Genomic DNA, 11,742 nt, shown 5'->3' on the forward strand with positions numbered 1-11,742 from the left:
TTCCGCGTCAGGACTTCACGACCTGCTTGAGGCCGGATTCGAAGGCCTTCAGCGCGGTCTTGGCATCGCCCTTTCCGGTCAGGACAGTCTGGGCGAACTGGGTCAGGGCCTGGCCGCCGTCGAGCACCGCAGTGTTGGCGGTGAGCTTGGTGCTGCGGGCCGCGAACGTCTTGGCGATGGGCTGCCAGTCCTTGACGATCTTGACGTTGTTGGCGTCAGCGGTGAACTCGGGGAGCTCGGTGATGGACTTGAAGACGGGCAGGGCGTTCATGAGCTTCTGCTGCCAGAGGTCCTTGAGCTTGCCGAGGTAGTAGACAAGGAAGGCCTCGGAAGCTTCCTGGTTGGGAGTGTTCTTGTACATCATGATGTTGTTCGGGAACACCAAGGTGGCCTTGTCCCCGTGCGGACCGGCAATCGGGTCGGCCACGAGGAGGTCGCCGCTGCTGTCGCCGACGCGATTGGTGAGGCCGAAGACGTGGGGGCCGTACGCGGCCTTGCTCTTGTTTTTCCACTGGGCGTCGTGGTTGTCCTGGTTGTAGCTGACGCCCGCGGGGTCGATGATTCCGTTGGAGTAGAGCTCGTACATGAACTCGATCGCCTCCACGTTGCGGTCGTTCATGACGTCGACCTGGCCGTTCTCGTCCCAGACGCCGCCGCCGTTGTTGACGATCATCTGGATGACGGCGTGGTTGCCGAGGAAGTTGCCGGCTCCGGCGCCGGTCATGAAGCCGACGGCGCCGATCTTCTTCAGTGCCTTGCCGGCCTCCAGGAGACCGTTCCAATCCGTGGGGACGGCGACGCCGGCCTTGTCGAACAGGGACTTGCGGTACCAGTTGACGCGCATGTCCAGCTGCCACGGGACGGCGATGTAGCCCTTGTCCGACTTGAAGGGATCAATGACGCCGGGCAGGAAATCGTCGAACTGGCCGTTCTTCTTGAGGGCGTCGATGACCTTGTCCGCGTAGGCGATGGCACCCTGCTGCTCGAACTGGAACGCCTGGAAACCGCCACCGGTGGAAACCGCGGGGCCGGTCTTGGAGGCGATGGCCGAGGAGAAGGTCTGGTAGAAGTTGTTCCACTGGATGGTCTGGTAGCTGGCCTTCAGGTTCGAGCCGCTGGGTGCATAGCCTTCGGTGATCTTCTTGGCGGCATCGTTGTAGGCCGGCGTGCCCCACGGCATGTCCCAGAACTTGATGGCATCGCCGCTTCCGGTCTTGGACGCCGAGCCGCCCCCGCAGGCGGCCAGCAGCGGCACCGAGGCAGCCGCGGCGGTCAGGCCGAGGAAACCGCGACGGGAAAAGGAACGGTTCCGTTCCGTCGTTGCATTCATGTTCTTCTCCTTTCGGGACCGACTGCTACGGCGCAGGGTCGGTCCGGCCCCGTTGAGGGGCCTTGGTTGAGGTGATGCGATTTGTGGGAATTGGATCCGGGGCTCAGCCGAGCTGGGCGAGTTGCGCCGTCAGCCGGGCGAACCCGGCAAGATCGGCGGGAAGGGTGCCGGCGTCGAGGTGTCCCTTCAACCGGCGCCAGCTGCCGCGGTGGGCGGTTTCGTAAAGGGTGGGCAGCAGCACTTCGCCCTGGCCCGCGGTAGCCCGCACCTCGGCCGGCCAAGCCGCGGACGGTTCCGGGACCGTAATGCTCACGCCGCCGTCGTTGGTGTAGAGGCGGAAGTCGACGCCGGCGGCCCGGCCGTCGCTGAGCACGCCCTGAAGGGTGGCCGGGGCGGCGTTGGCGAGCCGGGCGGAGACCGTGTAGCCATGCGGCCCCCGGTGGAGCACGTGCACCGACTCCAGCGGCCCGGTGAGCCGTACGACGGCGGCGAGGTGCTCCGCAAGGAGCTGTTCCGGATCTCCGCCCGCGGCGGAGGTGGCGACCGTGTCCAGCATGGCCGTCCGTCCAGCGACGGAGCGGACGGCGTCCTCGGCACCCACCAGACCTGGATTGGATGCCCAGCGGTGGTCCAGGACCACCGCTGCGCCGGCGGACGCCGCGGCCCGTGACAGGGCGGAGGTGTCTTCGGCGTGCGGTGCGATGACCACCACGCCGCGGGCTCCGGCGTCGACGGCGCGGATCGCCTCGCTTGTCCAGCCTGCGGCGCCTGCGATAGCGGCCACCTGGGCGTTTTCCCCCGTGGCTGCGGGGCGGAAGCTCAGCGGCAGCGCCGCGACGGCGGCCCCCACGGCGCCGTTTTCGTCGGCTTCCTGGGTGGCGGCAAAAGTGTAGCTCGTGTTCATGCGCCGGCTCCCGCGGGTTCAGCCGTTGCCGCGGCCGCCGACGCTTCGGCGATGGCGAGGGCGAAGACAAGGTCGTTGATCAGGTTCTCGGTGGACAGCGGTTCCGCGGTTCCGCGGGCGAGGCGGGCGAGTTCACGCCATTCGCCTTCGTAACCGTTGTGGCCGAACGGACCGTGGCTGCTGCTTGCGCCGCCCCGGGTGATCCTCGCGACGGCGGAACCCGCCTGGACATAGGAGGGTGTGAAGTCCACGCGTAGGTCGGCCTCGTCCGAGATCGCTTCAAAGGTCCATTCGGGCTTCCAGGTGCTGCTCATGACAGCGCGGAGTTCAACGGTCCGGTTTCCTGCCCGCAGCGACACGACGTAGCCGAAGGGGCGGACGTGGTGCGCCTGGAGGATTTCGAGGTCCTGGAAGTCCGGGACGAACCGGCGGACCAGAGGGAGATCGTGGATGGCGAGTCCCATGATCCCGCCTTGGAGGGCGTTCCTGATGACTTCGGGATCGGTGTAGTCGGGGGAGTCCGTTGCCGGCCGGGTGATGACCTCAGTGGCGAAGTCTTCAAAGCGGGCGTTGGGCGGCAGCACGATCGAGGAGCGGATGGTGTGCGCGGTTTCGGGTAATTCGCCCCAGTTGGCCTCGGCGGCGAGCCAGCCTGGGTCGAAGGTGTGCATGGCGCCGACGATGATCGGCACCCCGGTTTCCTTGCTGACTGCCGAGATCTGTTCTGCTTCCGCGGCGTCCATTGCGAAGGGCTTCTCGCAGAGGACGGCCTTCTTTCCCGCACGGCAGGCGGCGATGACCTGTTCTGCGTGGAATTGGTGCGGGCTGCAAATGGCGACGACGTCCACTTCCGGGTCCGCGAGCAGCGCCGCCACGTTGCTGCCGTGCGTGGCGCCAACCCGGGATGCCACGGATTCTGCAACGGCGAGGTCCGCGTCCATGATGTGGCGCACCGCGAAGAGATCGCCCAAGCGGGCGAGGGCGGGCAAGTGAATGGCCTGCGTTACCGGGCCTGCGCCGATGATCCCGACCCCGAGGATTCCTGCTGCGGTGTCGTTGCCGGTCAAGCTCCACCTCCTTGTGTGCAAAATCTATGCGCTTTAATCGCGGCGCAGTACTAATCAAAGCGCCTAGATGTGACCTTGGCAACACCTTTCGCCAAGAAAGTGGCAAAAGTTTGAACTTTCTTGGCATTAATCGGTGGCGAGCGTGTCGCAGCAGGGTGCCGTGAAGCGGGGGAGGGGTGCGGCTAAGCCGCCGAAGCGCCGGGCGAGGGGTTCGCCGGCCTTGCCGCCGCCGTCGTCGAGTTGCCCGCTTGTCCTATGCGCGGGAGGCTTGGCAGCCGCAGCTTTCGCGGATCATTAGCTTGACCGGAAGCTGGCGCGTTACTGCTTCCGTGCCGGGTTGGGTCACCTGGTCGATCAGGATCGAGGCACCGGTCCGCCCGAGTTCCACCAGTGGTTGGCGCACGGTGGTGAGGGCAGGCCGGTTCACCAGCCCGGCTACCAGGCCGTCGAAGCCGGTGACGGCGATCTGCCCAGGTACGCTGATTCCGGCCGCGGCCAGGGCATCCATGTAGGCGAGGGCTTCTTCGTCCGTCGAACAGACAAAGGCCTGGGGGAGCCTCTTGGCAGACGCCAGCCCGGCGACGGTCGCTGCAGCGAATTCCGCCAGCTGGCCCTCGGGCGCGGTGGCCACCGTGCGGACCGGAACGCCGGCTGCCTCCATGGCCCGGGAGTAGCCGCTGAAGCGGTGCTCCTTGTCCGGGAATCCCGCGGGGCCCACGAAAGCGATGTCGCGCAGTCCATGGACCTCTATCAGGTGTTCGGTGAGGGCGGTCATGCCGCCTTCGTTGTCCACCGAGACACCATGGAGGCCGTTGTTGTTGATCGGAATGGATAACTCCACCACGGGGATGCGCTTGGAAATCCGCACGAGGATTTCGTCCGGCAAGGTGCCGGGGAAGACGGCCAGGCCATCCACGCGGCCCGCAATTGCGGCGATGTCCGCTTGGCTGGTGGTGCCTTTGGCGTCGCCGACCATCAGCACGTAGCCGCGGCGCCAGCATTCCACCTGGACGCCCCGTTGGACCTCGTCATGGTAGAGCGGGAACATGCGGAAGTCTTCGTTGGCCTCGTCCCCGAAGGGGGTCTGCGTGCCGGGCCTCAAGCCGCTCTCGTGGGCATAGTAGGCGAATGAGAACAGCCCTATTGCGCCGGTCTTGCCGCGGGCCAGCCCGCGGGCGCTCGCGCTGGGAAGGTAGCCGAGCGCCCGCGCTGCTTCTTCGACGGCCTCCCGAGTGGCTGGCCGGACCTTGTGCGGCTGGCTGAAGGTGAAGGACACCGTGGCGATCGAGACGCCTGCCCGTTCTGCGACGTCGTAGACCGTGGGGCGCTTGGCCACGCTTGTTCCTCTCCCTGAAAACCCGTGTGGTCCAAGCATTCCACGAAGTTGGGTAGTGGGTTTCCAAGGAAGGAACGCGCGCCCAAACGGGATGAATCGCTCCGTCTACTGCTGGAAGGCGGCGTCGAAGCTGGTCTGCGAGGCCGGGAAGTCGAACTTCTTCAGCGCGGCGAGGGCTTCGGGGGCGCCGTGCAGGCGGTCCATGCCGGCGTCTTCCCATTCGATCGAGATGGGGCCGGCGTAGCCGATGGCGGTGAGGGCGCGGAAGGACGCTTCCCAGGGCACGTCGCCGCGTCCGGCGGAGACGAAGTCCCAGCCCCGGCGAGGGTCGCCCCAGGGCAGGTGCGAGCCCATGACAGTGTTGCGGCCGGTCTGGCGGACCTTCGTGTCCTTGCAGTCCACGTGGTAGATCCGGTCCTTGAAGTCCCAGATGAAGGACACCGGATCGATGCCCTGCCACATCATGTGGGAGGGGTCCCAGTTCAGGCCGAACGCCTCGCGGTGGCCGATCGCTTCCAGGGTACGGACGGTGGTCCAGTAGTCGTACGCGATTTCGGACGGGTGGACCTCGTGGGCGAAGCGGATGCCGTTTTCGTCGAAGACGTCCAGGATGGGGTTCCAGCGGTCGGCGAAGTCCTGGTAGCCGGCGTCGATCACTTTTTCCGGGACGGGCGGGAACATGGCCACGTACTGCCAGATCGAGGAGCCGGTGAAACCGACGACGGTGTCCACGCCGAGCGCCTTGGCGAGCCGGGCGGTGTGCTTCATTTCCTCCGCGGCGCGCTGGCGCACGCCTTCGGGATCGCCGTCGCCCCAGACCTTGGGCCCGACGATCGCCTGGTGGCGGAAGTCGATGGGGTCATCGCACACGGCCTGGCCCTTGAGGTGGTTGGAGATGGCCCAGACCTTCAGGTTGTACTTGTCCAGCAGCTCCAGCTTGGATTCCACGTAGCCGGGTTCGTCCCAGCGCCAGGCGTCCAGGTGGTCACCCGAGACGGCGATTTCCAGGCCGTCGTAGCCCCAGCCGGAGGCGAGCTTGGCGACTTCTTCGAGGGGCAGATCGGCCCACTGGCCGGTGAAGAGTGTGTACGGGCGGGGCATGTCAGGCTCCTTCGGAGGCGGTTGCGGTCGGCGGGACAACATCATCCAGCTGGATCGTGTCACTTAGCTGGACCAGCGAACTCTTGGCGTTGGCGGACTCTTCGATGGCGGCGAGCACCTGCTGGACGGCAAGGCCTTCTTCGAACGACGGCGACGGCGCCTCGCCGGTGCTGATGGCGGTCAGGAAATCGCGGATCTGGTGGGTGAAGGTGTGTTCCCAGCCGATGATGTGGCCCTGCGGCCACCAAGCGGCCAGGTACGGGTGCTCGGGTTCGTTGACCAGGATCCGGCGGAAACCCTGTTCGCGGACCGGGGTGGTGGCGTCCAGGAATCCGAGTTCGTTCAAGGCCTCGAGGTCGAAGAGGATGGTGCCCTTGTCGCCGTAGATTTCGAGCTTGAGCGAGTTCTTCTGGCCCGTCGCGACGCGGGAGACTTCCACGGAGGCGATGGCCCCGGAGCCTAGGCCCAGGGTGGCCCAAGCGGCGTCGTCGACCGTGACTTCTTCCGGACCGTCCGGTCCGGGGCGGGTGGTGACGAAGGTGTGCAGCCGGCCGGACACTTCGGTGACGGTGTCGCCGAGGAGGTAGAGGATCTGGTCGATGGCGTGGGAGGCGATGTCGCCCAGGGCCCCGGAGCCGGCGGTGTCCTTGCGCAGGCGCCAGGTCATGGGGCTGTTCTCATCGCTGAGCCAGTCCTGCAGGTAGGCCGCGCGGACGTGCCGGACGGTGCCGAGCCGGCCCTCGGCGATGAGTTCGCGGGCGAGGGCCAGGGCCGGGACCCGGCGGTAGTTGAAGCCGATCATCGACTGCACACCGTGGGCGCGGGCGGCGGCGGCCGCCTCGGTCATGGCCCGGGCCTCGCCGATGGTGTTGGCCAGGGGTTTTTCCACTAGGACGTGTTTGCCCGCGGCGAGCGCCGCGATGGCGATTTCGGCGTGCATCCAGCCCGGGGCGCAGATGTCGATGATGTCGATGTCGTCCCGGTTAATGACGGAACGCCAGTCGGTGGCGGACTCGGCCCAGCCGTATTTCGCGGCGGCCTCCGCCACCTGCGCGGCGTCCCGGCCGACGAGTACTTTCTGCTCGAAGGCAGGCACATCGAAGAAACTGGCCACGTTCCGCCACGCATTCGAGTGGGCCTTGCCCATGAAGGCGTAGCCGATCGCAGCGACGCCGAGCGGTCTCGGCCGGGCGGACGGGTCCGGAGTAGTCATGTGGGAATCCCCTCGATGGATGGCGTTTTAGTCGAACTTACGGTCACTTTTGCCTTGAGTCAATCAAAAGTTTGGTTATCAAGCATCCGAAGCCGCGCCTTCCCCTGCCCATTGTGCTATTCCTTAACCATGGTGACCACTACCCAACGCCAGGAGCGGCCCAGCGCCGAGGCCGGAGTCCTCGCGCGCGCAGGGGACCTTTTTCAACTGCTCCGGGACGGCAAGGCACGCACCCGGGCAGAACTTGCCGAGCAGACCGGCCTGGCACGCACCACTGTCGCCGCGCGGATCGACGCGCTGACCGCGCTTGGGCTGGTGGGTCCGGCCGGCGAGGCGGCCTCGTCGGGCGGCAGGCCGCCGTCGAAATTTGCCTTCAATGCCGGGGTACGGCTGGTGCTTGCCGCCGACGTCGGTGCGAGCCACGCCGCGGTGGCCGTCACCGACCTGAACGGAGAGGTCCTCGCCCGGCATTCCGAAGCGCTCGACGTTGCCGAGGGTCCGGAGAGGGTGCTCGGCTGGATCCTGGAGAACGGACGCAAGCTCCTCGAAGGGATCGGGCGCGACGCCGCGGATATTGCCGGCGTCGGCATCGGCGTTCCGGGGCCCGTGGAACACGGCAGCGGCAGGCCCGTGAAGCCGCCCATCATGCCGGGCTGGGACGGCTTCGACGTGGTGGGCTACATCAACAAGGAGATCGACGCCGAGGTCCTGGTGGACAACGACGTGAACATCATGGCGCTGGGCGAGCGGTACGCGCATTGGAGTGCCTATGACGACCTGCTCTTCATCAAGCTCGCCACCGGTGTGGGCGCCGGAATCATCAGCAGCGGCCAGCTGCAGCGAGGTGCCGACGGCACCTCGGGCGACCTCGGCCACGTGCGGGTACCCGGCGGCGAGGGGGTCCTTTGCCGCTGCGGCAACACCGGCTGCCTTGAGGCGCTCGCTGCCGGACCTGCCCTTGTTGCAAAGCTCGCAGCGCAGGGCATCCAAGCGTCCTCCGGTTCGGAGATAGTGGACCTTGCCGCACAGGGAAACGTCCAGGCCATCCACGCGCTGCGCCAGGCCGGGCGCGACGTCGGCGAAGTGCTGGCGATCTGCGTCAACATGCTCAACCCTTCGGTGATCGTGGTGGGCGGCAGCCTCTCGCGTGCCGGCGACCAGCTGCTCGCCGGGATCCGGGAGACCGTCTACGGCCGTTCCCTGCCGCTGGCGACGTCCCGCCTCCGGATCGAGCAGTCCAAGGCCGGGCCCGAGGCGGCGATCATTGGCGCAAGCCGCATGGTCATCGACCATGTGCTTTCGCCTGCGGTGGTGGAGTCTGCGGTGGCGGCTGCGCAGCGCTCCTGATCGCGGCGCCTGGCAAGCACTTCTCAGAGGCACCTTTTCAAGGGCACCTGCGGCACACGCCGCGGGTGCCTTTGTGCATCCCACCAAGTTTTGCGGATCAAAGCGCTTAGTTGATTGACACCTCTTTGCCGTCCGTGAAAACTTACTTATATCGAATCAGCAACAGACTTTTGCATGATTGGAATCAGAAGTAGTGGCGATGCCGGGACAACGCTCCGACGCCCACCGCGCACGCCGGAAGCAAGAACACCTCCAGACGAACCCAGGAAAGAACAGGAAACCGTGAGCACTGAGCACGCTACGTCCGCGAGCCTCAAGGTAGGCGTCGTCGGCATCGGTTGGGCCGGCCAGCAGCACCTCGAGGCCTACAGCAGGATCGACGGCGTCGAGATCGTGGCCGCTGCAGGCATGGAGGAAGAGCTACTCGCCTCGATGAAGGAGCAATACAGCATCCCGCATGCGTTCCCCCACTGGGAGGACATGATCGAGCTCGAAGGGCTGGACGCGATCAGCGTCGCGGTCCCCACCTTCCTGCACGCGCCGATCGCGATCGCCGCCCTGGAGAAGGGCATCCACGTCCTGAGCGAGAAGCCGATCGCCCGCAACGGCGCCGAAGGCCAGGCCATGGTGGACGCGGCCCGCAAGGCCGGCCGTGTGCTGGACGTTGCCTTCAACCACCGCCGCCGCGGCGACATCCAGGCCCTCAAGTCCGTGATCGACCAGGGCGAGCTCGGCCGCCCGTACTACGCCAAGGCCGCGTGGCTGCGCCGCCAGGGCATCCCCACCCTGGGCAGCTGGTTCACCAACCCGGAGCTTGCCGGCGGCGGGCCGCTTGCCGACATCGGCGTGCACGTGCTCGACTACGCCCTCCACCTGCTGGGCGAACCCAAGGTGCTTGCGGTGTCCGCCAGCACCCATGCCGAGCTCGGCCCGCGCGGCCTAGGCGGCAACGCCAGCTACAAGGCCACCGCCACCTCCAACAAATTCGAGGTGGAGGACTTCTCTTCGGCGTTCCTGCGCCTGGAAGGCGGCGCCACCTTGGTGATCGAGGCCGGCTGGGCCAGCTACCGGCACCCGGACGACGAGATCAACTTCCTCGTCTACGGCACCGACGGCGGTGCCGAACTCAAGGTGGCCGGCAACGCGGGGCCGGAGAAGAACCAGCTCCACGTCTTCAAGGACAACGGGGTCGAAAATGCCGACTACGTTCCGGAGATCGGCAGCGACGGCATGCACCAGCAGGTGGTGGAGGACTTCGTGGCCGCAGTCCGCGGCGGCGAAGGCGGATGGGGCCAGCACGACGGCTCGCTTGCCCTGAACCGCGCCCTGATCATCGACGCCTGCTACCAGTCCGCACTTGAGGGCCGGGAGGTACGTCTCTGATGGCCGATCGGAAACTGAACATCGTCGTCTGGAACGAAGGCGTCCACGAGGCCAACAACCATCCCTCCACCATGGCAGAGATGTACCCGGAAGGCATGCACGGGGCCATCGCGGGCGGCCTGCGGAACTTCTACCCGGACGCGGATATCACGACGGCGACCCTCGCCGACCCCGGGCACGGACTCTCCGAGGAGGTGCTTGCCCGGACCGATGTGCTGCTGTGGTGGGGCCACATCGCCCACGGCGACGTCAGCGACGAGGTGGTGGAGCGGGTGCAGCGCCACGTGCTGGGCGGCATGGGCCTGGTGGTGCTGCACTCCGGGCACTTCGCCAAGATCTTCACCCGGCTCCTTGGCACCACCTGCTCGCTGAAGTGGCGCAACGACGGCGAACGCGAGCTCGTGTGGACGGTCAAGCCCTCGCACCCGATCGCGGCAGGCGTCGAAAGCCCCATCGTCATCCCCAAGCAGGAGATGTACGGCGAGCTCTTCGACATCCCGGAGCCCGATGACCTGATCTTCATCAGCTCCTTCGAGGGCGGCGAGGTGTTCCGCTCCGGCGTTACTTTCTCCCGCGGCAAGGGCCGGATCTTCTACTTCAGCCCCGGCGACCAGGACTACCCGGTGTACCACCAGCCGCAGATCCAGAAGGTCATTGCCAACGGCGTGGGCTGGGTGGCGCAGCCCGAACAGTTCCGGGACGCTCCCGCGGTGTCCAATCCGCAGCGCGGCTGGTACCTCGGCTCGGACAGCCAGACCATCGACAACTGAATATTGCGCGTGATTTTGGACAACGGCGCCACGGTTTTCGCAACCGTGGCGCCGTTGCCGTGATAGCAAGAAGGGTGATCGAAAAATGACAGGCTTGTTGTCACGCCTTCCGCGCAGCTGGGTGGTCCTGGCGTGCATCGCCCTGATTTCGCTGTGCATGCGCGGCCCGATCGTCTCCGTGGCCCCGGTGCTGGACACCATGCAGGCCGAACTCGGCTTCCCGCCGGTGGTGCTTGGCCTGCTGACCAGCATCCCGGTGCTGTGCTTCTCCCTTGCCTCGCCCGCTGCCGCTGTGGCCGGCCGGAGGTTCGGTGCCGAGTTCGCCGTCACCCTCACTCTGCTGGGTGTGCTGGCAGGCGTGGTGCTGCGCTCGGCCGGACCACCCGCCGTCGTGCTCCTGGGAACGGTGCTGATCGGCCTGGCGATCACCGTGGGAAACATCTGCGTCCCGCTGATCATCCGGCGCGACGTCTCGCCCCGGCGGCAGGGCACCGCGATGGGCCTGTACTCAGCGTTCCTGAACGTGGGCGCCTTCCTGACCTCCGTGGTGACGGCACCGCTCGCGGAACTGATGGGCTGGCGGCTGGCGCTGGCCGCCGTCGGGATCCTCGCTTTGGCCGCGACGGCGGCCTGGGTCCTGGCGTTCGGGCCGCGGCGCGCGTTCGTCCCGGTTCCGCTGCCGGCGGCTCCGGCCCGCGCTGGCGATGCCGTGCCAGTGGCCGGCGTCTTCTGGATCACCGCCGGGCTCACCATCGGCTTCGCCGGACAGGCCTTTTCCTACTATGGCGTGACCACCTGGCTGCCGAGCTTCCTGGGCGATTCCCTCGGGATGTCCGCCACCGAGGCCGGTGCCGGGGCCTCGATTTTCCAGGTCCTGGCGATCATCGGCTCGCTCGGCGTGCCGCTGCTGGCCAAGTATTGGAGCCCGACGGCGGTGGCGCTCACCGTGAGTGCGCTGTGGGCAACGATCCCCGTGGGCCTGCTGCTGGCGCCGTCGTTGTGGTGGCTGTGGTGCATCGGCGCAGGGATCGCGCAGGGCGGCGGCTTCACGATCATCTTCAGCGCACTCATCAAGGTGGCTCCGGACATGGCGACCGCGGGCAGGATGTCCGCCCTGGTGCAGGGCGTGGGCTACCTTTTCGCGGCTGTGGCACCGAGCGCCGTGGGCTTCGTGCACGAACAGGCCGGCAACTGGACGCCGCCCCTGCTGGTGATCCTCGGCTCAGTCGCGACCTTCGGCATCTGCACCACGCTCTCGGTGCGGAGCGCCGGCAAGCGTTCCCGTTAAACC

Annotated in this window: 10 protein-coding genes; 4 read left to right on the plus strand and 6 right to left on the minus strand. The window is 66.9% G+C overall.

Translation table 11 applies throughout. The features are described from left to right. Nucleotides 1-7: 7 nt before the first annotated feature. The 6 genes from ACN9M4_RS02900 to ACN9M4_RS02925 form a co-directional block, all read right to left on the minus strand. The gene (locus ACN9M4_RS02900) at nucleotides 8-1,330 is read right to left on the minus strand and encodes an ABC transporter substrate-binding protein (RefSeq protein WP_426302079.1); all 1,323 of its coding nucleotides are present in this window, start codon (nucleotides 1,328-1,330) and stop codon (nucleotides 8-10) included. 103 nt (nucleotides 1,331-1,433) lie between these two features. Beyond that, entirely contained in the window at nucleotides 1,434-2,234 is an 801-nt protein-coding gene (locus ACN9M4_RS02905) for a hypothetical protein (protein WP_426302080.1), read from the minus strand. Continuing rightward, nucleotides 2,231-3,301: a Gfo/Idh/MocA family protein gene (locus tag ACN9M4_RS02910; RefSeq protein ID WP_426302081.1), complete on the minus strand. Its 1,071-nt coding sequence runs from the start codon at nucleotides 3,299-3,301 to the stop codon at nucleotides 2,231-2,233. The genes ACN9M4_RS02905 and ACN9M4_RS02910 overlap by 4 nt, the downstream gene beginning before the upstream one ends. 253 nt (nucleotides 3,302-3,554) lie before the next feature. Further along, nucleotides 3,555-4,637 carry a LacI family DNA-binding transcriptional regulator gene (locus tag ACN9M4_RS02915; RefSeq protein WP_426302082.1) on the minus strand — a complete coding sequence of 361 codons (1,083 nt, stop codon included), beginning with the start codon at nucleotides 4,635-4,637 and terminating at the stop codon, nucleotides 3,555-3,557. A gap of 105 nt (nucleotides 4,638-4,742) precedes the next feature. Then, entirely contained in the window at nucleotides 4,743-5,738 is a 996-nt protein-coding gene (locus ACN9M4_RS02920; protein WP_426302083.1) for a sugar phosphate isomerase/epimerase family protein, read from the minus strand. 1 nt (nucleotide 5,739) lies between these two features. After that, nucleotides 5,740-6,951: a Gfo/Idh/MocA family protein gene (locus tag ACN9M4_RS02925; protein WP_426302084.1), complete on the minus strand. Its 1,212-nt coding sequence runs from the start codon at nucleotides 6,949-6,951 to the stop codon at nucleotides 5,740-5,742. Nucleotides 6,952-7,080: 129 nt separating this feature from the next. On the opposite strand from ACN9M4_RS02925, the gene ACN9M4_RS02930 reads away from it, so the two are divergent. From ACN9M4_RS02930 to ACN9M4_RS02945, 4 genes are all read left to right on the plus strand, one after another. Beyond that, complete coding sequence (locus tag ACN9M4_RS02930; RefSeq protein ID WP_426302085.1) at nucleotides 7,081-8,298, plus strand: ROK family transcriptional regulator; 1,218 nt, start codon at nucleotides 7,081-7,083, stop codon at nucleotides 8,296-8,298. 282 nt (nucleotides 8,299-8,580) lie between these two features. After that, the gene (locus ACN9M4_RS02935; RefSeq protein ID WP_426302086.1) at nucleotides 8,581-9,681 is read left to right on the plus strand and encodes a Gfo/Idh/MocA family protein; all 1,101 of its coding nucleotides are present in this window, start codon (nucleotides 8,581-8,583) and stop codon (nucleotides 9,679-9,681) included. Further along, nucleotides 9,681-10,451 (plus strand): ThuA domain-containing protein, encoded by a 771-nt coding sequence (locus ACN9M4_RS02940; protein WP_426302087.1) that lies wholly within the window; start codon nucleotides 9,681-9,683, stop codon nucleotides 10,449-10,451. The genes ACN9M4_RS02935 and ACN9M4_RS02940 overlap by 1 nt, the downstream gene beginning before the upstream one ends. Nucleotides 10,452-10,536: 85 nt before the next feature. Next, nucleotides 10,537-11,739: a CynX/NimT family MFS transporter gene (locus ACN9M4_RS02945; RefSeq protein ID WP_426302088.1), complete on the plus strand. Its 1,203-nt coding sequence runs from the start codon at nucleotides 10,537-10,539 to the stop codon at nucleotides 11,737-11,739. The last annotated feature ends 3 nt before the right edge of the window (nucleotides 11,740-11,742 follow it).

The sequence above is a fragment of the Arthrobacter sp. R-11 genome (genome assembly GCF_049913155.1).
Lineage (GTDB): Bacteria > Actinomycetota > Actinomycetes > Actinomycetales > Micrococcaceae > Arthrobacter.

Bases quoted from the DNA above. Each gene is read 5' to 3' on its own strand.
- ACN9M4_RS02900 (WP_426302079.1), bottom strand. From the start codon at position 1,330: ATGAATGCAACGACGGAACGGAACCGTTCCTTTTCCCGTCGCGGTTTC.
- ACN9M4_RS02905 (WP_426302080.1), bottom strand. From the start codon at position 2,234: ATGAACACGAGCTACACTTTTGCCGCCACCCAGGAAGCCGACGAAAAC.
- ACN9M4_RS02920 (WP_426302083.1), bottom strand. From the start codon at position 5,738: ATGCCCCGCCCGTACACACTCTTCACCGGCCAGTGGGCCGATCTGCCC.
- ACN9M4_RS02925 (WP_426302084.1), bottom strand. From the start codon at position 6,951: ATGACTACTCCGGACCCGTCCGCCCGGCCGAGACCGCTCGGCGTCGCT.
- ACN9M4_RS02930 (WP_426302085.1), top strand. From the start codon at position 7,081: ATGGTGACCACTACCCAACGCCAGGAGCGGCCCAGCGCCGAGGCCGGA.
- ACN9M4_RS02940 (WP_426302087.1), top strand. From the start codon at position 9,681: ATGGCCGATCGGAAACTGAACATCGTCGTCTGGAACGAAGGCGTCCAC.
- ACN9M4_RS02945 (WP_426302088.1), top strand. From the start codon at position 10,537: ATGACAGGCTTGTTGTCACGCCTTCCGCGCAGCTGGGTGGTCCTGGCG.